We start from the raw sequence: 23,698 nt of genomic DNA on the forward strand, positions 1-23,698 counted from the left end.
ATTCCGTGCCCACTGCATCACCTCGAGCGAGGTGCTCAGCGTCACTCGGGAACGGCCCAGACCGGGAGCGGGGGTGCCAATTGCGATGACCTCCCGCGCTTGGAGACGCCTGATTTCGGCCGTCGCGGCCGGGGACAGACCGCGAGGGCCGAGATAGATCAGGGGCGCTTTGACTCGGGCCGCAACACTGGCCGCAATCAGGGCCGAAGCGTAGTCCTCGGCCCGGCAGACCACAACGGAGGGGCTCTTTGTCCAGAAGCGGCGACTTAAGGCCAGCGATGCCTGCTCGGCCGAAGTCACCGGGAGCGAAGAGAATCGTGCCGATGGGATTGGCCAGCCGTTCTGGGCCGCCTTGGCCCGGGCGGCGTCGCCTAGCACCACGACCGCCTGGGCGCGATACCGACGCGCGTAGTCTTTCATCTCGGGGCCTACCCCGGCCGCATCAAGGGCAATGAGCGAGGCTCCGCCCGGGTTCACCGCTTCCGAAGCGGGGATCGCGGCCAAATAGGCCAAATCGCGCCAACTGGGTTCAGCGTCTAGGGGAACCAGCAGGGTCGTGCGCGCCCCGGCCGTCGCCACCAATGCCACCGCCGCCATCCATCCCGTCGCCCGAACCATGTCTCGAGTATGGGGCACTTGACGGCACAAACGATCAAAAAACAAAAAAACGCCGCCAGAGATGGCTGCGTTCTTCAGAGTCGGATGGTGGGCCTAACTGGATTCGAACCAGTGACCTCACCCTTATCAGGGGTGCGCTCTAACCAACTGAGCTATAAGCCCGACCGCCCAAGACTATACCCGTGGACGCTCGGGTCATGCGCCGGTCGGGTCCGTAGGCTCACTGTGAGTTGCGGGTCGCGGGGCGGCAGATCTCTTCGCGACCCTTCACCTGCAACACACTTCCCAAATCTCAAACCCGATAGCCTTTGATCCAGGCCTTGATCGTGAGCTTGTACCAGAGCCCGGCGACCCCATCGCTGTACGAAACCCCGATGCGGGGACACAGGCGGAGATCGGTCTGAGCGGTGATGAACCCAGCCCGCGTAGTCAGTCCCACGGCATAGCCGTGCCGGGCAATGACCGCCGCGGTGACTTCATTATGCGAGCCGTACGGAAGACAAAATGATTCGGGCGTCCAGCCTTGAGCCTGCATCCAGTCGTGGCAGGTCGCGATCTCTTGCGCCTGCTCCTCTTCGCTGAGCTGACCCAAAAATCGGTGGGTGGCCGTGTGATTGCCGAGCTCGTGCCCCCGGGCACGGGCCGCGTGCAAAGCCTCAAGGCCGGCCAAGGGTGCGGCACGATCGCCATCCCAATTGCTGGCCCCGCCCACTTCTCCCGAAACCACGTAGATACTGCTGGGCGCTGCCTCACTGTCTAAGATGGGCAGCCCGTAATCAACAAAGCACTGGTAGGCATCGTCAAAGGTCAGACAGGCCAGGCGCGTGGCCCGGGAGTCGGCCAGATCGCGAGCCAGCGCAATGCGAAAGCCACGCCGACGCAAAAAGCGAATCTGTCGACGCAAAGCTTCGGGCTCTAAATTCAACCAGCGCCCTACCTCAGCCTGGGGGCCGACCTTGTGGTAGCAAAGCACCACCGATGCATCACGCATGCGGGCAGTTTATCCCCCTTCACCCCGTGGGGCGGCGTGACGATTCGGGGCCGCGGCGCGTCTTAGCCCTCGGGTCAAGTTTTCTGCCACCGGTATCTCTCCGGGGGCGGTATGATTTGCCTCGTGGGGCCCCGAGGGGGCTTCGGCTGGATGATGAGGACGTCAACGATGCGCACTTGCCTGCGGGCTTCCGCTTTACTGACCGCTGCCGCCCTGTGCGGCCTTGCCCTGGCGGAGTTTACTGGCCCCGCCCCGCTTGCTTGGCGCTGGGCGCAACCCACCCGCGTCGCCAGTGGCGGAGTGCCCCAGATTCAGGGGGATCGTGTTTATGTCGCGGTGGGAGGACGCATCTACGCCGTCGATCGCACCACCGGGAACACGCTTTGGCGCTTCCCCCGCGGCGAAGCGGCCGAAGCCAACTTCCGCAATGGCTGCATCTTGGCCGACGGTAAGGTCTTTGCCGCCGCCGACGACGGATCGGTTTATGCGGTTGATGCCGCAACCGGCAACCTGGCCTGGCAACACCTGCACCCGGTTGCCGTGACCACGAACTTGGTTTCCGCCGGAGCAAACGTCTTTTTTGGCGACACCCGCAGCCAGATTCACGGTTTGAATCGTGAATCCGGCCAGCCGGTCAGCCAAGCCGGAGTCGCGGTCAGCGAAGGTCTGCAAACTCGACTCGGTTCGGTGGAGGGCGCAGTTCTCTACAGCACGGGTCGCGGCTCGCTGGTTCGCCTTAACCCGGTGACTCTCCGCCCCGATTGGACGCAACGCTTCCAGCGACTGAGCAACAACGGTTCCTTCACCGTTTTTGGTGAGCGCATCTATGTGAACTCCGGTAGCTTTGTGGCCGCCGCGCGCGCCAGCAACGGTGCCATCATTTGGCAGCGCAATGTGGGTCGCGATCTTGACCTTGCTCCCGCTGCGGGCCCCGATGGCGTGGCCGTGGTCAGCCGCGATGGCAACCTCTTCACCTACAACTTGCAAGGTAATGCGGTCTTCCCGCGCGGGGTCAAGCTGGATAGCGCCCCCATCGTTCCGCCGGTTTTCGTCGGTCGATTTGTGGCCGTGGCCGGTACAAACGGCGCGCTGAACCTGGTGAACCCCACCACGGGCGACTTGGTTTGGAACTACGTTCTTCCTCCCATCGTCACCCGAGTGACCACCCCGGCCACCGGTGGTGGGGCGGGAGGTGGAAACACCGGTGAAATGGGTGGCGCGGCGGGCGGCCCGGGCGTAGGATCTGGCGCGGCCGGTGGCGGTCAAGCGGCCGGCACTCCGACCGTGGCGACCTTCACCCAAGCGGGCGGTTCGCCGGTTCTGGCGGGCGATAGCCTGATGCTGGTGACCCGCGATGGCAGCCTGCTGCTGTTCGATAGGAATCTGGGCGTCGACTTGACCGCCCCGACGACCCGCATGGTCTGGCCGACCCCCGGTCAGGAAGTGGCCGGTAAAGCTCCGATGGAAATTGTCTTCCGACTCGAAGACGTAGGCATCGGCGTCAACCCGGAATCGATCAAGATTGACATCAACGGCCAAAACTACATTGGCGAACTCAGCCGCGACGGATTCCTCTCCATTCGCATCACCTCGGCCTCGACGGTCAACCGCCCGCTGCAGAACGGTCGCGCGGTCATCACCGTCACCGCCAGTGATTGGCTGGGCAACACCAGCGTCACCAAAGTGAACCTGAGCATCGACAACACGCTCAACGCTCTCGGAAGCCCGCGTCGACCCGATGCGGCCGGAGCTGCGGGCGGCGGTGTGATGGGTGGCGGCGGCGGACGCGGTTAAACCAACGTGAGCCTGGCTTTTTGGCAAGGCATCTTGGCTTCGGGGATGGCCCCCGAAAAGGCCCGAGCGCTCTTAGCGAGCCTCGGGCCTTCGCTTGACCCCTTGGCTGCCCTCCAAAGCTGGCGCGAGCTCACCCCGAAAGAACGCGAGCGGGTTCAGGCCAGTGGCGGCACCAAGTTGCAGAAGGCCGAGGCCGCCGGGGTGTACGTTCGATCGGCGGGTCAGTACCAGGGCCGAGTGTCCGAAATCGACCCTCCTCCCCTCGCTCTCTTCCATTGGGGTGAAGAGGCGGTGCTGAGTCAACCCTGCCTGGCGATTGTGGGCACCCGCGAAGCTTCGACCTACGGATTGGCGGCCGCCCTCAGCTTTGCTAAGTTTTGCGCGGCGCAAGGGGTCACCATTGTCAGCGGAGGGGCGCTGGGCATTGATGCCGCGGCCCATCGGGGCGCGCTCGAAGTCGGCGGGGCCACGGTGGCCGTCCTGGGAACCGGAATCGATAAGCCCTATCCCGCGCAGCACGCGCCACTGCTCAAGCAGATCTCAAAGTCGGGCCTGGTGCTCAGCCAGTTTCCGCTGGGAACCCCCAGTTATCCCAACAACTTCCTACTCCGCAATCGACTGATCGCGGCGACCGCCGATGCGATTCTGGTCATCGAGGCTCCGGAACGAAGCGGCGCGATGAGCACCGCCACCGCCGCCGCCGAACTCAATCGACCGGTGTTTGTCGTGCCGGGCAACATCACCAACTACCGATTCAAAGGTTCGCACGCCTTGATTCGCGAAGGGGCCAGTCTCGTCGATTCCCCCGCGCAGATCATGGAAGAGCTCGGATGGGGTTTCGCCGATGCGGAACCCGCGCCTCCGCTAGATGATCCCGCCGCCGAAGCCCTCCGCCAAGCGCTACTGGCCGAACCCCTCACCGCCGAAGCCATCGCGATGAAAACCGGCCAATCCACCGAGCAAGTCCTGACCGGTCTCACGCTTCTGGAGCTGGAAGGCTTGGTGCTGCGCACCGCGACCGGATACGCTCTGAAATCATGAATGTCTGGAGCGTGGGAACCCAAGGCTGGGGGGTCTATGAAGCCGAGCGAACCGCCGATGGCGTCCGCCTGACCCCCAGCGATCGGTCTGACGCCGACTTCATCCTCTCGCCCGGTTTTGTTGACCTCCATATCCATGGCGCTTTCGGCATTGACACAATGTCGGCCAGTCAAGGTGAGATGACTGACCTGGCCAACCGGCTGGAAGCCGAAGGCTACGAAGGGTGGCTGCCCACGACCATTACCGCCTCGGCCGCTGCTGTGCAGGCCGCTTTGGCCCGACTCCCTTCGCATCGCAGCATTTGGGGCTTCCACCTGGAAGGGCCGTTTATCTCGCCCGTGTTCCCGGGAGCGCAACCCCCCGAGGCCATTGTCGACGTCCCGACCGGGCCAAGCGAATGGGACGCGATTTTGGACGATGAGCGGCTGAAGTTGATTACCCTTGCGCCCGAACGGCCGCATGCCCCGGAGCTGATCCACCGGCTCACCGCGCGAGGCGTCGCCGTAAGCCTGGGACACAGCAACGCGACCTTTGCCGAGGCCATGGCCGGACGCGACGCAGGCCTTTGCCATACCACGCACACCTTTAATGCGATGCGCGGTCTGCATCATCGCGAAGCCGGGTGCGTAGGCTTTGCCCTGCTCAACGATGACGTGACCTGCGAACTGATTTACGACCGACTTCACGTAAGCCCGGCGGCGGCGGCGGTACTCCTTAAGGCCAAGCCCGAAACCGGGGTCATTGCGGTGAGCGACTGCACCAAGGCCAAGGGACTTCCGCCCGGAACCCAGGTCGATATGTGGGGCCATACCGGCGTGGTGGGGGTAGGTGATGTCCGCCTGGCGGGCACCGATACCCTGGCGGGTTCGGCCATAACCCTGCGCGATGCTTTTGCCAACTTGTGGGCCGATTTTGGCCCCGAGATCGCCGTCCGCACGTGCACGATCAATCCTCGGCTCCGGTTGGGGCACGGACAGGCTCCCCGGCTCCACTTACTCTGGAGCCAAGATGGCCAGTTGCAGGATCAGTGGCGATCCGCAGACGCCTGAGGCCACGCGGTTCCCTCATCGCACGTGTTACAATACGAATTGCCGCCGGATTGCCGGGGGTCTTATGGGTTTTCTGAGCGCCCTCAAACGCACCGTCATTGGTCGTCCGATTGCAAGCAAACACGCACACCTTGAACGCCTTGCCATTCCGGTGGGGCTCGCCGTGTTCGCCAGCGACGCCCTCTCCTCGGTTGCTTATGCCACGGAAGAAGTGATGCACGTTTTGGTGAGGGGCGGCACCATGGCCGCCTACTACAAAACGCTGCCCATCTCGCTGGTCTTGATTCTGCTCATGGTCACGGTGGCCATCAGCTATTCGCAAACGATTTACGCCTATCCCAACGGCGGCGGTACGTACTCGGTCAGCTCCGATAACCTCGGTCGCAACTGGGGCAAGGTGGCGGGCGCCAGCCTGTTGCTTGATTACACACTGACCGTCTCGGTCTCCGTGTCTTCGGGCACGGCCGCAATCGTTTCCATGTTCCCGCAGACGCAGCCATTTATGGTGCCCATTGCGTTGGGAGCCATTGCGCTCATCTGCTTGGGCAACCTGCGGGGGGTGAAGGAGAGCGGCATTCTGTTCTCGCTCCCGACCTATGGATTTGTGGTGACGATGATCGTGCTGATCATTTTTGCCCTCACCAAGGCCGTGACCACGCCCGCGACCCCACCCAATCTTCCCGATGATCACCTCCTGCAGATTCCCGCTTGGCTCTTGATTCTCAAGGGGTTTGCCGCCTCGTGTACCGCCCTCACCGGAATTGAAGCGGTGAGCAACGGGGTTCCCGCCTTCAAGGCCCCCTCGCCACGCAATGCCGTGCGGACGCTGTGGCTCATGATCGTGCTGCTGGGCGTGATGTTCTTGGGCGTCAGTTTTGCCGCGGTGCAGTTTGGAATCACCCCCATGGATTCCAGCCAAGAAGGGTATCGAACCGTGTTGGCGCAGATTGCGGCCAAGAGCTTTGGCGATGGATCGGTGATGTACTACGCCACCCTGATTGCCACCGCCGCGATCCTCTTTTTGGCCGCGAATACCGCCTTTGCCGACTTCCCGCGTTTGGCCAGCCTGATGGCCCGCGACGGCTTTTTGCCGCGCCAGCTGATGAGCCAGGGCGACCGCCTCGTGTTCCAAAACGGAATCATCATTTTGGCCGTGGTGGCCGGCGGTCTGGTGGTGGCGTATAACGCCGACACTCACAGTCTGGTTCCGCTCTACGCGGTCGGAGTCTTCATCGGCTTCACGTTGAGTCAGGCGGGCATGTTTATCCGATTCCGACGGCAAAAGGCGCTGCTGGCTCACCGATTACACGTTGAAGATGCGCGCGGAATGTCGCCCGACTATCCGGCCGCCAAGGCCGAACGTGGCCGTCTGAACCGCAAAATGGCGATCAACCTCTTCGGCGGTGTGGTCACGTTCATCGTGTGCTGGATTCTGCTCATCACCAAGTGGGAGCAAGGATCTTGGCTGGTCGTGATTGTTGTCCTGGGGTTGATGATGCTGTTCTACGGCATTCGACGGCACTACGACTACTTAGCCCAGTCGCTGAGCGTGGGCAACCAGGCCAGCGACCTCAAGGCGATCAAGAGCCTCACCCTGCTGCTGGTTCCCCGGGTGCACAAGGGCATTCTGCATGCCATTCAGTACGCCCAAAGCAGCGCGCCCGATTGCCGGGCTCTGCACGTGACCCTGGACGCCGAGAAAGCGAAAAGCGTCCGCAACGACTGGATCACGTTTGGGGCCGATATGCCGCTGGTGATTCTCGAATCGCCGTACCGATCGCTCATTGAGCCCGTCATTGAGTACATCGACGAGCTTCGGGCCAAAGAACCCGATATGTTCATTACCGTCATCGTTCCGCAAGCCGTCCCCAAACACTGGTGGCAAGGCCTGCTGCACGGGAATGCGGCCACGGCCATGAAGTGGGCGCTGGGATCACGGAAGAATGTGGTCATCACCAGCATTCGCTACTTCTTGCCCTAAGTCACGGTCAACCGAGCGTAAACAGAAGTGAGATCTCATCCATGATTGTCGAATCCTATGAGGACGTGATTGTTCTTTCTGGAGCTTTGCGCCAGAACTTTTGGGATACGGTGGAAACGGCCATCACCCTCACCTTGCGCAGGCACCCCGCCGGGGTGATTGTGGACGGCAGCGGGATTACCGAAATCACCGTGGAAGGCGCGCAGACGTTTGCCTCGTTCATCGAATTTGTCCGTGAACACGACCGCGCCCGCGTCATTTTTGCCGCGCTCCCCGATCATGTGGAAACGATGCTGCGATCGGTGCCCGAAGTGCGCAGTCAGCTCGCCATTACCCGCACCGTGGAAGAGGCCCGGACTTCACTGGATCTGCTCTGCACTTCGCCCGAACCGGCGGCCAAAAAGAAGCTGAAGAGTCAGGTGGAACGCCGGGTTCTCGTTGTGTTCTGCCCGGATTCGTTTGATCGCCACCTTTTGGATGTGGCGGTGGAGTTCAGCGATGCGCGTGACACCCGCCTTGTGCTGCTCCTGCCCATCGTGGTGCCGCGCGATCTTCCCATTCACGCCGCGATGCCAGAACAGGAAAGTCGGGCCGCTTCCCTGGCCGAATCGGCGCAGACCATTTTGGATGACGAGCAGCTCACCTACGAAATCAGGCTGGAGCGCACGCGCGATCTGCCCTCTTTGGTGCGCGATATGGGCGAAGAAACCCAGAGCGATCACGTCCTGGTCGGCCTGAGCCCTCATGCGCAAGAAGACGACGTTTCGGTCCGCCAAATGCGGCTCATGATGGATAAGGTCAAGCGCTCCCTGCTGTTTGTCTGCTCCGGCGGAGCGACCGCAGAAACGCCTTAGGCCATGCTGGCGCTGGCTTTGCGCAGTCGATCCAAAACGGCTTCCCACTCAGGCAGGGCCGGAGGCTCCTGCACAACAATACGCTCGACTTTCATCATGTCGAGGCGGCGCAAGGCTCCGTACATCAGCACCGCGTAAGCCTTGGCCTCGCGAGGCATTTTGATCTGACGAGGATTCTCGGGCTCACCGAACACCAAACCGGCTTCATCGTCCTTGACTTCTTGCGCCAGAACCAGCGGGGTGCTTGGGGCGTAGTGCCGCCGATACATACCTGGAGCCCGAACGCCGCTCGGGGGAGTCATCCCAAGGGGCTGTCCCACCCGCGCCTGAATATCGGCCCGACTGATGGCCCCGGGACGAAGAATGCGGGGCGTGGCATCGCTGAGATCAAGAACCGTGCTTTCCAGCCCCACTTCGCAGTCACCGCCGTCAATGACGATATCGACTTCGACCAAGATCTCGGGATCTAAGTCGCGCACGTTGGTGGGGCTCAAACCCATAAACACGTTTGCACTGGGAGCCGCAATGGGTACGCCTGCACGCTCAATGATTTCGCGCGCAACGGGGTGCTGAGGGATGCGAACCGCGACCGTATCGAGTCCGCCCGTGGTCACGTTGGGGAGTTCTGGACGCTTGGGAAGAACGAGGGTCAGCGGGCCAGGCCAGTACTGATGGGCAAGCTTTTCGGCGATGGGAGGCCAGCTGGCGGCCACGGTTCCCAGCTGTTCCCAGCGCGCCAGGTGAACGATGAGCGGATTCTCCGCCGGGCGGCCCTTGACTTCAAACACACGTTGAACCGCTTCGGCATCAAGCGCGTTACATGCCAAGCCGTAGACCGTTTCGGTCGGCATGACCACCATCCCGCCTTCGCGAATCACGCGCGCGGCATTTTGAATGGCTTCGACCGTCGGGCTAAAAATGCTCATCGAGGGCTTTCAGCATAGCCGCTCGGGGCGCAGGGCGTCTAAGCCAGGCCTCATAAGCCATGGCCCCTTGCTCCACCAGCATGGCCCGGCCATCGGTCACCCGACACCCCGCGGCCTGGGCCGAGGCCAAAAAGGGCGTGAGGGTTTGGGCGTAAGCCACGTCATACGCCAAAATCGGGCGGCCCTCCCATGGCACCGAAACCGCTTCCCCCGTCAGGCTGGCCGAGGTGGTATTGATGACCGCCTCGACTCCGGCGGGATCGGGATGAGTCAATGGAGAAATGGGCAATTGAAGTTCGGCGATTAGCGTGGTGAGGCGCTCAGGGGTGCGGTTCCACGCGGCGACCCGGTAACCCGCTCTTACCAGACCCACCAAAAGGGCGCGCGCCGTTCCCCCCGCCCCCAGCAGCAGCACCGAGGCGCCCGGGGTCACCGCTTGCGCCTGCAGGGTTCGCAAGAAGCCGAGAACGTCGGTGTTCAGGGCCGTGCGTTCCGCCAAGAGAAGCGTGTTGACAGCGCCGTACTCCAAATCGCTCGGGCTGACCCGCCAGCCCTGCTCGCGGACATACGCAAAGACTTCTTCCTTTAAAGGAACCGTCACGTTGAGTCCCCGATAGCCCTTGGCTTGAAGCGCCGGGAGGGCTTCCGAGACTTCCCCCGCCGGAACCCGGATCGCTCGGTAAGCATGATTGAGCCCATCCGCTCGATACGCGGCGGAGTGCATGCGGGGGGAGAGACTGTGGTCGATGGGGTCGCCAATCACGGCGTAGTCGCCCGGCTCGGCCTGCGACCAGTGCGGGCTCATTGTTCCGACCCTTTTTTGAACGTCCATCGACGCTGGACGTTGAAGTTCCAAATAAATCCGGCGACCATGCCCACCAGACTGCCCTTCAGCCAGTTCGCCTGGACGCTCCCCGTCGCGGCGGCATTCACCACGCTTCCGGCGGTGATACTGATGAGCATGCCCACGAGAGCAACCGCATAAAACTGCACGACCTGCCGCACCGTGATCTTTTCGTGCGTGGCCTGGAAGGTCAGCCAGCGGTTCATGAGGTAGCTGATGAGGATGGCGAGCAAAACCGGGCCAATCTTGAGCACCGGATAGGCGACCTCGGCGGGGTGAATAAAGGTGTCTTGGGACAAGCCAAAGGTGGCCGCGGCCCAGAGTTCCACCCGTTCCCGCAACAACATGCCGCCACTGGTGGCCCGGAACATCAAATAGTTGTGCAGCCCCAGATCAACGGCGGTCGCCAAGCCCCCGACCATGGCGAACTTGACCATCTGCTGAAACACGGCGCGGCGGAAGAAGCCGGGGCGACGCTCGACATCGGCTTCCTCGGCCTGGAAGTAGCGGTAAAGCACGGTGCCGAGCAGCTTTTCGACATTGCGGCTGACGAGACGCGTGCCAATGAACTCTTCTTTGCCCAGTCGACGCACCCAAATGGCGTCGATTCCGGCGCGATTGGCCCCCCAGATATCGGTGAGCAGCTGGTCGCCGATCATCATGGTCTGTTCGGGCGTGCGACCGTACTTTTCGAGCGCCGCGTTGTACATTCGGCGACTGGGTTTGAACTTATCGCGAATGAAGTCGATCTCCATCAGGCCGCAAATCACCGTCAGCCGCTCGGGATGCCGGGTGTTGCTGATGGCGCAAAGATCGAATCCCAACTCCCGGGCCCGGGTTAAGAATGCCTTCGATTCCGGCGGAACCTCCTTCGCCTTCCAGGGCAGGAGGGTGTTATCCACGTCCAGAAGCAGGAGCCGCTTGCCTGAATCCCAGAGCGCCTGCAAATCGACCTGATCAATCCCGGTCAGCGAAATGTGAGGACTGAACGGCCGCACGCTGGTGGGCATGGTATCGCGGGCAAAGGTGCCGCTCTTGAAGTGTCTCATGGCGCACGCTCCCTAAACTCGGCCCGCGCCCGCCGGATCGCGGCGCGGTGGTCGGCGTAGTTGGTGGTGAAGATATGGCTGCGGTCGGGGCGGGCCACGTAAAACAAATACGGATGAGACTCCGGATTCATGGCGGCCTGAATGCTCTTTAATCCGGGAGAACCGATCGGGCCCGGCGGCAACCCTCGATTGAGATAGGTGTTGTAGGGCGACTTCACCGTTCGCACCACGCCCGGGCCAAGCACTTTCCATTCTTGCAAGGCGTACAACACGGTGGCGTCGATATCCAGGGTCATCCTCTTCTTGATCCGGTTGGTAATCACCCCGGCGACGCGCGGCCGTTCTTCATCCAGGGCCGCTTCCAGCTCAACCATCGCGGCAATATTGACGATCCGCTCAAGATCTTGACCTTTGGCCACCGGAATGACCCGCCGTTCAAAGGCCCGCAGTTGCATGGTGATGACATCTTTGGCCGGAGTCATGGGCGGCAGATCGTATGTGTCCGGGAAAAGAAACCCTTCCAGACTGCGCTCGGGCAGGGGGAAATCGACGACATCCTTGAACTCGGCCGGAGTGTTGGCCAGCCGAATGTAGTCTTCGGCCTTGCAAACCCCCTCGGCCTCAAGCCGAGCCGCAGTGCGGGCAATCCACCAGCCTTCGGGCAGGCGCACCATGCGCCGAACCGGAGTGCGCAGCGCCTTCAGCACATCATCGTAGGACATACCGGCCCGAAACTTGTAAGTTCCTTCCCGAACCTTCAGGTCAACCGGCTGGATACGCATGCGCATTGCATAGGCATCGGCACTGCGAATGACACCCTTTTCTTCCAGCTGATTCAGGGCGGATCGCACCCCCTGCCCCGAGAGGCGGAGGAAGACGTCTTCGGTTCCGCGGGGCGTGGGAGCCGTGCGCACGAAAACACTGCCGACGGCGGTCGCCAAACCAATCCCGAGGAGCGCGATGATGGCCAGGCCTGCGATGCACCCCTTGTTACGCGCCATTCTGAACCCCTTGCGCGTAGCGCTCCAGAATCAGGCAGGCGGCTTCGCCATCTACGGCCTTGCGCTGGGCGGCCACTTTCAGCCCGGCTTCGCGCATCACGTTTTCGGCCTCCTGACTGGTCATGCGTTCATCTTGGAAGATCACGGTCGCCCCAAGATCGGTGAGGTGCTGACCCAACATCCGCGAAATGCGGGCGCTCGATCCCTCGCTGCCATCATCATTCAAAGGCAGACCGATCACAATGGCATCTGCCTCTTCTTGGCGGGCCCGAGCGAGGATCGATTCGGCATCTTTGCGCAGAGTTCCGCTGGCATCCAAATTGGAACGCGGGCTTGCGATGCCGAGTTCCAGCGGCATGACCGCCAACCCAATCCGTTTCCGGCCTAAATCCACCCCTAACATTCTCATCCGTGCAGCGTCTCCAAAAGTTCTTTGTGAACCTGCCCATTACTACTGACCAGTTGATACTTGCCGTTGGCGTGGGCGGGTTGCAAGGGATCCGCGCCGGTCAGGGTGCTGACCTTTCCGCCGGCCTCTTCGATAATGGGAATGATCGCACTGATGTCGTAGCGTTCCACCACCGGATCAATCATCGCCACCACTCGTCCGGTGGCCACCAAAGCGTGACCGTAGGCATCGCACCATGTTCGGGTGGCCATTGTCCGTTTGGTTAACCGCTCCATGCCTTCGCTGAGCCCAAATTGATACATCGATTTATGGCCTGCGCTACACAAGGTTGATCCTTCGAGCGAGGCGTGAGTGCTGACCCGCGCCAGGCGACCGTTCCAATAGCATCCCCCGCCGCGTTCGGCATAGATCAATTCGTTGAGCGCAGGCAGGTAAATAACCCCGAGAATCGGATCCCCATCTTGTTCGTAAGAGATCAATGTTGCGTACAAAGGCACCCCACACACAAAGCTCTTGGTGCCATCAATGGGGTCGATCACCCAGCGGTTCCCTGAGTTGCCGGACTCCCCCTCTTCTTCGCCCAAGATGGCCTCGCCAGGAAAATCGACGGCCAACATCTCGCGCGCCAAGCGCTCCGCCGCGCGATCGGCCACCGTCACGGGCGAGGCATCGGCCTTGCGCTCGATATCCAGCGGCTGGCCAAAGTGCGCCAACGTGGAGCGACCGGCGGCAACCGCAATTTCGATGGCAGCAGCAAGGCGAGGCGACATGCAGGAGCAAGTTTGACGGATTATCCAGAGGTTTGCTGGGGCGATGGCGGGTAACGTTTCCGCCATGCCTTCTAGACTTCATCTCTTGGCCAAGTGCGGATTAGCCCTGGTGGGTCTGTCTCTGCTGGGAGCCACTCCCGACCCTGGCTGGACGCCCCTGTTCGATGGCAAATCGCTGGATGGCTGGACGCCCAAGATTAAGGGCTACGCACTGGGCGAGAATTTTGGGAACACCTTTCGGGTGAAAGATGGCGCGATTCAAGTGGGATACGAGGGCTACGAGGGCAAATTCAACGCGCGTTTCGGACACCTATTCCACTGCACCCCGCAATCCAACTACGTGCTTCGATTGGAGTACCGATTCGTCGGCGAGCAGATTGCCGATGGCCCGGGATGGGCGTGGCGGAACAGCGGGGTCATGATTCACGGTCAGCCGCCGGAGACCATGCGGAAGGATCAAGACTTCCCCGTTTCGGCCGAGATCCAGCTGCTGGGTGGCCCCGAAGAGGGCGATCGTCCGACCGCAAACCTGTGCACGCCCGGGACAAATGTGGTGATGGATGGCAAGCTCATCACTCAGCACTGCACAAACTCCAACTCGCCCACCCTGCGCGGAGACCAGTGGGTGCAGCTGGAAATCGAAGTTCGCGGCAGCGGCCTGGTGATTCACCGCATCAATGGCGCGGAAGTCATGCGGTACGAGCAGGTTCAGTACGATCCGCGCGACCCCGATGCCAAGTCGCTGATGAAGGGCGACGAACTCAAAATTTCGGGCGGAAGCATCTCCTTGCAATCCGAAAGTCACCCCGTGGAGTTTCGGCGCATCATGATCCGCCCGTTGTAGGCGAGCAGACCCTGAAACCGCGGCACGTCGCTCCAAGTTTCTCCCACCCCTGCTCGGTTCCTGGTTGTCGTTATGGTGTCAATGACTCGTCAATTCAAGCCCGTCAAGTGCAGCAGGCCCCTTCATCGCTTTCCTTCATCCTCTCATGTCCTCCCATCCACACCCTATGGTGATTGAATTCGAGTCGGCCCGTGGCCTTATCCTCATTAAGGGACGAATCAACGGGTCGCGGCCGCTCTCGCTGCTGCTGGATTCGGGAGCCGGAACCTCGGTCCTAGACGAGTCGCTCATTGAATCGCTCGGTCTGTCCCAAATTGGATTCGAGACCGCTGAGGGAGCCGGTGGAAGCGTTGACGCTCAACGCTTGCAACCCGTTGAAGTCCAGATTAGGGCTCGTGTCGTCGGAAGAATCCCGTTCATCGGCCTTCCGATCAAGGGGATCGAAGCCGCCCTGGGCAAGACCGTTGACGGAATCTTGGGTTGTGAGTTTTTTGAGCAAGGAGTGGTCACCATCGACTATGCGGAACAAGTCGTTCATCTTGGCGCGCCCCCTTTCCAAAATCAGGCGACTGAAGTGATTGCTTTTCAACTCGATGATGGCGTGCCCCTGGTTCGAATCCGCATGAAATTGAGTGACGAACGAACGATTGAGGGCATGTTTGGCCTGGATACCGGGGCCCAGCGAGGCCTGACCTTCTACGCCCCGTTCACCGATGAAAACCAGTTGCTCCCTTTCCCGGGTACCGCCCAAACACTTCAGTCCGGAGGCGTTGGGGGACAGAGAGGAACGATCATGGGCCGATTAGAGGAAGCCTGCCTCGGTCGATTTTGCATCCTTCGTCCCTTGGCGGTCGCTTCCCCTTCTGCTCCGCCTGGTGCGCTTGATTCCACCCGACGAGCCGGACTCCTTGGATACGACATCCTTCAACAGTTCACCATAAGCCTGGACTATGCGCGGGGCGAAGCGTACTTGACCCCCAACGCCCACTTTGGCACCCCGATTGAGAGCGACATGGTGGGCATTGGATTGCAGCCCCTTCCGCACGGAATCGCCGTCACCCGGGTGGTGCCTGAATCCCCGGCAGAGGAGGCTGGAATCGAGGTCGGGGATCTTCTCGTTCAGGTGAACGGCGAAACCGTGTCCACTTTGCGACTGGAGGAGGTGGAATCGCGATTTCGCATCCCAGGACAAAGCTTGGACTTAAGCCTGATTCGAGATGAGATCAAGTGGATGGCAAACGTCGTGACACGTCGCCTGATCTAGGGTGGCTTCGACTGCCACATTTGAGCTAAGAATCAGTTTTCCAGCTGCCGGAGCTCGTTGCGGAGCCGCGTCAGGTTTTCGCCCGTGAACGCCTGGCGCACTTGCTGGCTCCAGCGTTGACTACGCGCGAGTGTGACCAGGGCTCCGGCTGCGGCAACGCCAAACGCGGCGTTGGCCACCAGCCACGAAAGCGGGATTTGGCGATAGAACCCGTACCCCAGGGTCACCTGCCCCCACCACACCGGCAGCGCCACCCAACCCACCATTCCCAGGGCCAGCAAAATCAAAGTGCCGCGCACCGTGACGGTTTCTAGCACCAGGGTGCGGTGCAACATCGAGCGCAAGTCGCTGGCGTATTCAAGTGCATAGATGGCCATGAGTTGATGCACCGAGGCCATGATCGCCGCGACCCCCAGCAGCATCAGAGCAACCGTGGGCCAGGCCCCGGCGGGGTCGGCCAGCATTTGCGGAAACCGGGCGGAGAGAAAGTCCCCCACCGCGCTCATCCCGGCCAGAGAAACGAGAATATGCAGCACCGGCGAAATGTGCTGCTGCCACAGGCCACGACGAACCCGCGCCAGTTCAAAATCGGCGCGGAGGGCGGTCTGATCGGTGGCCACTTGTTGCCAGGCGGCCCGGAGATCTTCGAGTTCAAGGTTGGGATTCATAGCGTTGGTCGGTTGATGAGGGAGCGGAGCTGTTGCCGGAGGCGGGTCAGCTTAGTGGCGACGTTTTGCGGGGTCAAACCCATCACCTGGCCGACCTCTTCGTTCGAGAGTCCTTCCAGATGAAGGGTCAGCAGGGCGCGATTGACCGGATCAAGACCGGCGATGAGCTGCCGGAGCACCAGGGCCTCGGTCGAAATCTCCTCGCCGTCCGCAATCGATTCCATCTCATGCTCCACCGGCCGCCAGGTTCGCGCCCGGCGATACCAGCTGATGGCCGTGTTGAGTGCCACTCGATACGCCCAAGTGCGAGCGTTGCGGTCGGCATCCAGGCTCGGCAGAGCCCGCCAGAGTTGCAACCGCATCTCTTGAATGAGATCGGCTTTGTCTTCGGGCGTTTGGGCGTAGGGAGCGGCAATACGCGCCAGCATGCCCGCGTACTCCTCGATAAGAGCGAGGAACCGGGCTTCTGAGCGCGCTTGAGAGGTCATCGAAGGTGTGATTCGCGGAGGCGCGGGGAATGTTTACACTCAATCTTGGAAAGTACACCAAGGCCCCACCGTGCGCAGTCAGTAAAATAGACCGCAAATGTCGCTGATCGCCCGGATTCGCGAACCCTTCAACGCCCTCTCCCATGCGGCCGGCGCGGTGATTGTGGGCGTCGGGGCATTTTTGCTTGCGGTGCTGGCTCTGTCATCGCCGCTGGCCGCCTTGGCCTTTGCCGTATTCGGCCTGGGCGCGGTGTTCATGTTCACCAGCAGTGCGCTGTACCACTGGCTCAAGCTGGAGCATCAGTGGCTGCAGCGCATGGATCACTGCGCCATCTACGTGATGATCGCGGGATCGTACACGCCGATTGCGCTGCTGGCTTTGCCCAAAACCTTAGGCATGTGGGTGCTGGCGTTGCAATGGGGCATGGCGGTGGTCGGGATTTTGGTGGCCGCGACCCGAGAAAAAACCCCCACCCCTCTCCGGCTTTCGCTTTACCTAGGCATGGGCTGGATGTGTGCGTTTCTGCTCCCGCAAATGCTGGCCGCAACCAGTCCGACGACTCTAGGATGGATGGTCGGCGGTGGTCTGTTCTATACGGTCGGGGCGGTGATTTACGCCAGTAAGCGGCCGAACCTATGGCCGGGACGCTTTGGCTTTCACGAGTTGTGGCACGTCTTCGTGCTCGGCGGGGCCCTGTGTCACCTGATGGTGATGGTCACGCTGTTCCGGATGCTTGGCTGACCTGTCCCCCCCCGTACCTCAGGCTCGGATATTCGCCAACCCAACTCGGAACAGGAGGACGATGCCCGTCACCGCCAAAATCCCGAGCCCAATGGCGGGGGCGCTTGAGTGGGGCGCAAAAAATGTGATCCCCCAGGCCAAAACCGCCAGGACGATGTAGGTCAGCGCCTCGGGCCAGTAGATCTCTTCGGAAAACCCGCCCCACAGCGCGACCAAAACCACTAAGGCCGTGACAAAGATCATGTCGCTCCCCTCATACTCCAAAGGCCTTTACGCAGGGGTTGAGTCAGGCGTTGCACCGGGCTGAATCCTCCCCCGAGGCGGGCGCCCCAGGGGAGGCCAAACCGTTACTCCTCGGCCGGCTTAGGCTTGGGAGCAGGCTTCCCCGAGGATCGCGGGGCACCGCCCTCGGGCTTGGTCGGAGCATCCAGCACTTCGGTGATGCCGTTGATATCCCCGCCCCGAATCCCGATTTCGGTCATCAGCGCATCGACCAGCGGAGCCTGACCCCGGTACCGCAGCGCCGAGTTCACCAGCTGGTCAGCCAGGTTTCCCTCTGTGGCCGTGCCGGCGGCATGAGCGTGGCCGTTGCCGCCCCCCAGACCCTCCACCTGAATGATCTTGATGCCGTCGATCTGCTCCATGGGTCGCACGCTCTCGCGAATGATGTCGGGCAGACGCTCGATGAGGATCTTTTTGACCTGCGCGGCCACAATTTCGGGGTTCAACAGGTTTTCCGCCTCGTTGAGCTTGCGACGCCCTTCCGCATCCACTTCGTAACGCGCCCGCGCGGCTTCGGCCCGCAGTCGCTCCGATTCCGCTTCGCCCCGCGCGATGGCTTCCAGGGCGGCGGCACGGTCCTCGTTGGCTTTGCGCTCGGCTTCGGCGGCCACGGTGATCTTCAAGGCTTCCCGTTCGGCTTGCTCGGCCGCATTCACCAGTTCGATGATCTTTTTCCGCTCGGCAATTTCGCGCTCCTTTACCGTGATGACCTGCTCGTCGGCGCGAACCGCTTCGGCCCGAGCGGCGGCGGCCAGAGCCTCGGCTTCGCTTTTGGCGCGACTTTTCTCGGCAATCGCAATCGCGCGTTCTTGCTCAGCGAGTTCCAGCGACTTGGCCTTTTCGATCTGGCTGGTTTCGAGCGCCTTTGCCTTTTGAAGCTGCAACTCTTCAAGCTCGCGCTCGGTGGCAATCCGATCTTCGTCAATCTTACGCTTGGACGAAATTTCGGTTTGGCTGATGAGCTGCTGGGCGCTGATTTCTGCCTGCTTGGCTTCTTGCTGACGCGCGGCCTGGACCTGGGCGATCTCGGCCATTTGCGCGGCCCGGCGAATGCTCACTTCCCGTTCTTGTTCAAGCTTGGCGTACTCTTCTTCTTTTTGCAGGGCCAGCAGCTGACGCGTGGCTTCAAGGTTGCGTTCTTGAATGGCGACCTTGCTCGTCTGCTCAATGTCGTTCCGCTCTTTACGCTTGAGCTCAATGGTTTCGGTGATTTTGGCCAGACCTTGCGCGTCAAACGCGTTGTCGGGATTCAGAAATTCCTTGTTGGTCTGGTCGAGACTGGTCAACGAGACCGACTCGAGTTCCAGACCGTTCTTGAGAATGTCTTCGGACACCGTGGTCTGCACGCGCTGAACAAAGTTCACCCGCTGCTCATGCAGTTCTTCCATGGTCATCTCGGCGGCAACGGCGCGCAGGGCGTCGACAAACTTCCCTTCCACCAGCTCCTTCAGGGCCTCGGGCTTCATGGTGCGCTGACCCAGCGTTTGGGCGGCATCGGCAATTGCGTCTTCGTTGGGTTTGACCCGGACAAAGAACTCGGCCTGCACATCGACCCGCACCCGGTCTTTGGTGATGAGGGCGCTATCCTTGCCCCGCTCAACCGGGAGTCGCAGGGTGTTCATGTTCACGCGGATGGTCTCGTGAACGACCGGGATCACAAGGGCGCCGCCGTTCATCACGACCTTCTGGCCGCCCAGACCGGTGCGCACGAACGAGGACTCTTTGGTCGCGCGGTAGTAAAGGCGCGAGAAGATGAATCCGATGACGAGAATGCCAAGGACAATGGCTCCGGCAAAAAAGCCGATGATTTGAAGCGAGTTGATATCAGGCACGTCGGGTCAAAAAAAGCGAATTGTCGGGCTCTCCGCCTTTATTGGGGCGTGGAGGAAGACGGGTCGGGGGCTTCCGTGCCGGCGCGAGGATCGGGGGCGGTGAGTTGGTCAATGGTGTCATCGACCCCCACCACCTGATACGTGGCCCCGGTTCGGGTGACCAGAATCACCTCTGAACCAGCGGCGTAGACTCCATTTTCGTGGAGCGGCTCCACCTGCACATAGTGAGTGGTGCCGAATTCGTCTTTGAGCTTGGCCTGCGAGGGGGTTCCGCGGCGGGTTTCGCCCAGGGTGATGGTGGCGACGCGCCCAAGCAGCGCATCAGAGCTCACCGCCGCCGTGTCTTCCCGGAAGAGGGTCTTGCGCAGACCCGCGCCTCCCAGCCGGACGAGGGGCAAGGCCAACAACAGGGCCGGGAAACTGACCACCAGGGCCGGGGCTAAGCGTCCGGTCAATTGATTGACGCCAAACTGAATTGCATAACCGCTCAAGCTAAAGCCTAAGCAAAACAGCAGGATAATGACCGTGGTGGGCAGGGCGCCAAAGTGCAAAAAGTTGAGGAGTTTCGGGGCAAATCCCTCGGCGTCCGCATCCACATCGGAGTCGGAATCGGCCAAGCCCGAGGTTCCAAGAAACGTGCCGATGACCTCCACCACCCCCATCAGAGCCACGACTCCAAGAGCAATGGCAAACGGCACATTGGGCGGTGCCAGCAAAAACTCCCCCAAACTCATCAACGTCTTCCGCTCTCATCCTACCTAGCGTTTGGGCTGCGGGTTGCAAGCGCTCGGGTCGAGTCCTTGTGAATGTAGGGGGGAATGATCACGTCAATCCCGCGTGATTCCTGAACAAACAGACCGCATCGGCCCGTCGGAGCAGTAGGGGAAACGGCAAGTGAAGACGCTTCGCGTGGGTTTCAGGGGAGGGCTGAGTATGCTGTTATTGCTCGCGGCAACAACAGCATGGCCGCAGGCCGCCGATGTTCGGCCTGGCTCACCACCAGCGCCCACCATGACCCAGGAGTTGGCGGAAACCGCCAACTTTTTGCTCCGCCACGGGATGAGTGACCCTCGGGGTGGACGCTTTGGGGAGGCCATTGTCGCGCGCTACCAACGGTTTGGGGGAAGCGCTTTGGTCAGCGAAAAGGGTTGGTACTTCCCCGATCGCAGGGAAATTGTTCTCGGAGACGGGCTAACGTATCCGGTGCGCACATTCCTGGGCCCGCGTCTTCCCACCCTGGCGCTCAACGATCCTCGCGTGTATTCAATCCGAGAAAGAAACCCTTACTCCGTGTGGTTGGCGGCGGCCCTTTGGCTCGCCGCAGGAGACCCGGACACCGCTCTCTCAGGTGAGGTTGCGCGCCTAAGGGATCGACCGTTTGAAAATGCCGCGCTGTCTTACCTGATCGCCCGGTACGAACGCGCCCTGTTAGCCTTTGCCGCGGGTGAACTTGAAAACGCGCTTCGCGATCTGCGCGAGCTGATTCGTGTCCGCGCGGCCTTCCGGGAGGAATTCGACCGTCGCCTCACCCCAGAGGAGCGAATCAACGAGTCGGAGCTGAGGTTCTGGCCGAATGCTTTGACTCATTTCAACGACCTATCGAACCTGGTCGATCAACTCTTGGCCGAATGCGAGCGTCGCATCCGACTTCAAAAAAGAAAGACCAGACCACCCCAGACCATCGCGCCGCAATCCGCCCGGATCGCGGCCAAAATTGTGGCCCTCGACCAAGCCCATTCCTCCGTGCATGTTTGGCCGCTGAGTTCACCCATGCGCGAAAGCGGACGGGTGCAAGACCTTATTGCCGAAGGCGAAGCGGCCCTGGAGCCGTTACTTCAAGCGATGGAGACGGATACTCGCCTGACCATCACGCTGGCCGGAAAAAGCAGCCACCGGATGGGTCGCAGCGCCATCCCGGTACGAGAGGCCATTCTCGAGGCGATCAAGGGAATCCTCGGGGTGGAAGAACTGCCGCAGACGAATCGGCAAATTGACCTCAACAAGGTTCGCGCCCTATGGGAACGCAGCCGGGGCCTGTCGCATCCCGAACGGTGGTTTGCCATCTTACAAGATGATTCGGCGAGTTTCGAGCAGTGGAAAGAAGCGATCGAGCGGTTGATGGAAGCCCAGACGATCGACCGCACTCTTCCCCTCATGGAGCAATTGTTCCGACCGCCCCCCACTCCCGCCACCCCCCGTTGGGCGGAAAAGGTGCGGAATCGCCAAAACCCAAGCCTCACCGAACTCATGGTTCGACGGATGCAAGAGATGGAAGCGAACCCGGAGCGCCGTGATCATTTCCGTTCCTTCAATTTGCAAACCGTGATCAAGCTGGCGGATTGGGATCCAGAGCGAGCCCTGCCATCGCTTCAACACCAGACTCGAAGATTCTTTAGTTTGCCTCCCGAATCGGTGGGGTGGTCGGGGCACGACTTGGCCCTAGCGACTAGCGCGCGGGCACGATTGGGCGACCGCGAAGCCCTCTCCGAATGGGTGACTTGGATGAGAAACGCGGGGCCCAGGTTTAGCCTGGTATTCGGACGCGAGCTGCTTCCTATGTCCGATCACGCGACCGACCCCGTGATGAAGTCGGCGGCCGAAACCTTCTTCGCCGAGCCGGATGGGTTGTTTTGCGCCTCGGCCATGGCTTTAGGCCGGATCCGATTTTTGAAGGATGTGTTCTTAAGCCCTTTGATCACGTTAGAACCACTCCAAAGATCGTTTCTTACGGCCATTCAGGATCGGCGGGTTGTGGGCTCGGTGCTGCGCGTCGTTGGCGACCGCTACCGGGTGGAGCTCAAAGAACCACGCGAGACTCGCTGGGATCCAATGTTGGCCGGAGATCTCCCCGACCTCATTCAGGTCGGCGAGCGAAGTCCGGTTCGGGTGGGGGATCTGGTGGCGGAAGGACTGAAGCAACTCCGCAATGCCCCTCGGTTCCATTTGGGATGGACAGAAGCCCGGAAGGATGCCGCCTTGGCGGAATATGAGACTTATCTCCGCGAAGCCATCCCCCGGGTCGCTAAAAATCCTCCCCCGAACTAGCCCGCGCCCCGCGTTTTGACCACCATGCCGGAAGGTCAATGGAGACGACGACTTTCGGGGGAGGAAGGGAGTGGGTAGACGACTAGCCGCCCACCCGAGTGACGCCGAATTCCGTCACGATGCCGCCCTTTTGCTCCCACCGATTGGCGCTGGGATTCCAGTAGGGTGCACTGCCCATGATTGTGTCCTGATTCTGACGCATAAAGTTCAACTGATTCGACATCATTTGGTGATTATGCTGACTCATCATCTGCCGGGCTTGCATCACATATTGCTGCTCTTGCGGCGTGAGCTTGGCCCCCAAGTCGGCCCGCACCAGCAGTCGATCGAGCTCGCCCATTTGCGGCCACTGAATCATGTGTCCGAGCACGCCGCCTACGTTCTGCTGGAACTGATCGCGCTGCTGTTTGTTGGCACGGTGGTAATCGCGGGCCAGTTCCAAACGTAGTTTTTGCCGACTCTCTTCGCCGAGCTTGGGCTCGGGCTTTCCGCTCCGCACCGCGCCCAGGAACAGAAAGGCGTCGATGTAGGCATCGGCGACCCGCTTGCCAAACAGGGGCTCTTGCGCCAGGAGCGGAGGATTGCTGGCCGCATAGACTTCGAGCACCAGAATGCTGTACTCATCCCCCTGGCGCCGAAACTCATCGGCCCGGGTGAGAAAGCCCATGATGTTGGCCATCAAGGCCAGGTGCTGCGTGCGGGCCGGCAAAGCGCGCAGCTTTTGCGCCCCTTCAATGGTGCCCATCACTTGACCGGCGGTGACCCCGTCATTCCACTGTCGCTGCAAGATCTGCTGCATGCGATTGCGCTGCGCCGGAGTAAAGCGCCCCATGGCAATCATCTCGTTGGCCCTCACAAACTCATCCAGCACTTGCGAAGTGAGTTCAGGCGAGGACGTCCCCCAACCCTGGGCCTGCAACCCCATCGGCAAGGCCACCAAGGCCATGGCCACCAAGCTCATCCATTTTCGACCGTTTTTCATTGTCTTCTCCCGCCGGGCGATGCGACATTTCGCAAAGAAACCGCGCGGCGCATGCAGTTTTACGGTCGGGTTGCGAACGTTAGGGCCTTCCGGAAGTCCCGATTTCTTCACTTTAGGGCTTGCGGTCATGACCTTAACGATCGGCCGAGTTTTTGTGAAAATTCGTGATTTCCCGCTATACTCAAGGCCGTCATGAAGCCGTGGCAGCTCAATCTAGGCCCGAC

Annotated in this window: 23 protein-coding genes and 1 tRNA gene; 9 read left to right on the forward strand and 15 right to left on the reverse strand. The window is 61.2% G+C overall.

What is annotated here, in order from left to right; all coding sequences use genetic code 11:
* The 3 genes from ACLNEE_RS11045 to ACLNEE_RS11055 form a co-directional block, all read right to left on the reverse strand.
* Positions 1-597: hypothetical protein (locus tag ACLNEE_RS11045; RefSeq protein ID WP_412007097.1), on the reverse strand; the 597-nt coding region annotated here is incomplete at its 3' end.
* Positions 598-703: 106 nt separating this feature from the next.
* Positions 704-780, reverse strand: a tRNA-Ile gene (locus tag ACLNEE_RS11050).
* A 130-nt stretch (positions 781-910) separates the two neighbouring features.
* Positions 911-1,609 (reverse strand): polysaccharide deacetylase family protein, encoded by a 699-nt coding sequence (locus ACLNEE_RS11055; RefSeq protein WP_411421316.1) that lies wholly within the window; start codon positions 1,607-1,609, stop codon positions 911-913.
* Between the two features lie 168 nt (positions 1,610-1,777).
* Between ACLNEE_RS11055 and ACLNEE_RS11060 the strand changes: the two genes are divergently transcribed.
* From ACLNEE_RS11060 to ACLNEE_RS11080, 5 genes are all read left to right on the forward strand, one after another.
* The gene (locus tag ACLNEE_RS11060) at positions 1,778-3,403 is read left to right on the forward strand and encodes an outer membrane protein assembly factor BamB family protein (protein WP_411421317.1); all 1,626 of its coding nucleotides are present in this window, start codon (positions 1,778-1,780) and stop codon (positions 3,401-3,403) included.
* 102 nt (positions 3,404-3,505) lie between these two features.
* Positions 3,506-4,444: a DNA-processing protein DprA gene (gene dprA, locus ACLNEE_RS11065; RefSeq protein WP_411421318.1), complete on the forward strand. Its 939-nt coding sequence runs from the start codon at positions 3,506-3,508 to the stop codon at positions 4,442-4,444.
* Positions 4,441-5,493: an N-acetylglucosamine-6-phosphate deacetylase gene (locus ACLNEE_RS11070; protein ID WP_411421319.1), complete on the forward strand. Its 1,053-nt coding sequence runs from the start codon at positions 4,441-4,443 to the stop codon at positions 5,491-5,493. The genes dprA and ACLNEE_RS11070 overlap by 4 nt, the downstream gene beginning before the upstream one ends.
* 64 nt (positions 5,494-5,557) lie before the next feature.
* Positions 5,558-7,474 (forward strand): APC family permease, encoded by a 1,917-nt coding sequence (locus tag ACLNEE_RS11075; protein WP_411421320.1) that lies wholly within the window; start codon positions 5,558-5,560, stop codon positions 7,472-7,474.
* A 41-nt stretch (positions 7,475-7,515) separates the two neighbouring features.
* A complete protein-coding gene (locus tag ACLNEE_RS11080; RefSeq protein WP_411421321.1) occupies positions 7,516-8,328 on the forward strand; it encodes a hypothetical protein in 813 nt (270 codons plus the stop codon).
* Here ACLNEE_RS11080 and ACLNEE_RS11085 read toward each other — a convergent pair.
* From ACLNEE_RS11085 to ACLNEE_RS11110, 6 genes are read right to left on the reverse strand one after another with little or no spacing between them, the layout of a single operon-like run.
* Positions 8,325-9,254, reverse strand: coding sequence for an L-threonylcarbamoyladenylate synthase (locus ACLNEE_RS11085; protein WP_411421322.1), 930 nt, complete (start codon positions 9,252-9,254; stop codon positions 8,325-8,327). The two genes, ACLNEE_RS11080 and ACLNEE_RS11085, sit on opposite strands and share 4 nt — an antisense overlap.
* Entirely contained in the window at positions 9,241-10,059 is an 819-nt protein-coding gene (locus ACLNEE_RS11090) for a shikimate dehydrogenase family protein (RefSeq protein WP_411421323.1), read from the reverse strand. The genes ACLNEE_RS11085 and ACLNEE_RS11090 overlap by 14 nt, the downstream gene beginning before the upstream one ends.
* Complete coding sequence (locus ACLNEE_RS11095) at positions 10,056-11,147, reverse strand: YqeG family HAD IIIA-type phosphatase (RefSeq protein ID WP_411421324.1); 1,092 nt, start codon at positions 11,145-11,147, stop codon at positions 10,056-10,058. The genes ACLNEE_RS11090 and ACLNEE_RS11095 overlap by 4 nt, the downstream gene beginning before the upstream one ends.
* Entirely contained in the window at positions 11,144-12,148 is a 1,005-nt protein-coding gene (gene mltG, locus ACLNEE_RS11100) for an endolytic transglycosylase MltG (protein WP_411421325.1), read from the reverse strand. The genes ACLNEE_RS11095 and mltG overlap by 4 nt, the downstream gene beginning before the upstream one ends.
* Positions 12,138-12,557, reverse strand: coding sequence for a Holliday junction resolvase RuvX (gene ruvX, locus ACLNEE_RS11105; protein WP_411421326.1), 420 nt, complete (start codon positions 12,555-12,557; stop codon positions 12,138-12,140). Before ruvX ends, mltG begins: the two co-directional genes overlap by 11 nt.
* Positions 12,554-13,327: an inositol monophosphatase family protein gene (locus tag ACLNEE_RS11110; RefSeq protein ID WP_412007098.1), complete on the reverse strand. Its 774-nt coding sequence runs from the start codon at positions 13,325-13,327 to the stop codon at positions 12,554-12,556. The genes ruvX and ACLNEE_RS11110 overlap by 4 nt, the downstream gene beginning before the upstream one ends.
* A 43-nt stretch (positions 13,328-13,370) precedes the next feature.
* Between ACLNEE_RS11110 and ACLNEE_RS11115 the strand changes: the two genes are divergently transcribed.
* Complete coding sequence (locus ACLNEE_RS11115; RefSeq protein WP_412007099.1) at positions 13,371-14,171, forward strand: 3-keto-disaccharide hydrolase; 801 nt, start codon at positions 13,371-13,373, stop codon at positions 14,169-14,171.
* 166 nt (positions 14,172-14,337) lie between these two features.
* Positions 14,338-15,435 (forward strand): aspartyl protease family protein, encoded by a 1,098-nt coding sequence (locus ACLNEE_RS11120; protein WP_411421329.1) that lies wholly within the window; start codon positions 14,338-14,340, stop codon positions 15,433-15,435.
* Positions 15,436-15,467: 32 nt separating this feature from the next.
* Here ACLNEE_RS11120 and ACLNEE_RS11125 read toward each other — a convergent pair whose 3' ends face one another.
* Together ACLNEE_RS11125 and ACLNEE_RS11130 are read right to left on the reverse strand one after the other, a co-directional pair.
* Positions 15,468-16,103, reverse strand: a complete 636-nt coding sequence (locus ACLNEE_RS11125) for a hypothetical protein (protein WP_411421330.1) — start codon at positions 16,101-16,103, stop codon at positions 15,468-15,470.
* Positions 16,100-16,591, reverse strand: coding sequence for an RNA polymerase sigma factor (locus ACLNEE_RS11130; RefSeq protein ID WP_411421331.1), 492 nt, complete (start codon positions 16,589-16,591; stop codon positions 16,100-16,102). The genes ACLNEE_RS11125 and ACLNEE_RS11130 overlap by 4 nt, the downstream gene beginning before the upstream one ends.
* Positions 16,592-16,688: 97 nt before the next feature.
* Between ACLNEE_RS11130 and trhA the strand changes: the two genes are divergently transcribed.
* A complete protein-coding gene (gene trhA / locus ACLNEE_RS11135; RefSeq protein ID WP_411421332.1) occupies positions 16,689-17,333 on the forward strand; it encodes a PAQR family membrane homeostasis protein TrhA in 645 nt (214 codons plus the stop codon).
* A gap of 18 nt (positions 17,334-17,351) precedes the next feature.
* Here the strand turns inward: trhA and ACLNEE_RS11140 are convergent, their stop codons facing one another.
* The 3 genes from ACLNEE_RS11140 to ACLNEE_RS11150 form a co-directional block, all read right to left on the reverse strand.
* Positions 17,352-17,576: a hypothetical protein gene (locus ACLNEE_RS11140; protein ID WP_411421333.1), complete on the reverse strand. Its 225-nt coding sequence runs from the start codon at positions 17,574-17,576 to the stop codon at positions 17,352-17,354.
* Positions 17,577-17,680: 104 nt separating this feature from the next.
* Positions 17,681-19,447: a flotillin family protein gene (locus tag ACLNEE_RS11145; RefSeq protein ID WP_411421334.1), complete on the reverse strand. Its 1,767-nt coding sequence runs from the start codon at positions 19,445-19,447 to the stop codon at positions 17,681-17,683.
* Positions 19,448-19,485: 38 nt separating this feature from the next.
* A complete protein-coding gene (locus ACLNEE_RS11150) occupies positions 19,486-20,181 on the reverse strand; it encodes an OB-fold-containig protein (protein WP_412007100.1) in 696 nt (231 codons plus the stop codon).
* 277 nt (positions 20,182-20,458) lie between these two features.
* Here ACLNEE_RS11150 and ACLNEE_RS11155 point away from each other — a divergent pair, with 277 nt between their 5' ends.
* Positions 20,459-22,492, forward strand: a complete 2,034-nt coding sequence (locus ACLNEE_RS11155) for a hypothetical protein (protein WP_412007101.1) — start codon at positions 20,459-20,461, stop codon at positions 22,490-22,492.
* 82 nt (positions 22,493-22,574) lie between these two features.
* On the opposite strand, the gene ACLNEE_RS11160 is transcribed toward ACLNEE_RS11155, so the two are convergent.
* Entirely contained in the window at positions 22,575-23,603 is a 1,029-nt protein-coding gene (locus ACLNEE_RS11160) for a hypothetical protein (protein ID WP_411421337.1), read from the reverse strand.
* Positions 23,604-23,698 lie beyond the last annotated feature (95 nt).

The organism is Aphanothece stagnina RSMan2012 (assembly GCF_046764815.1).
In the GTDB taxonomy this organism is placed as follows: Bacteria; Cyanobacteriota; Cyanobacteriia; order PCC-6307; family Cyanobiaceae; genus NIES-981.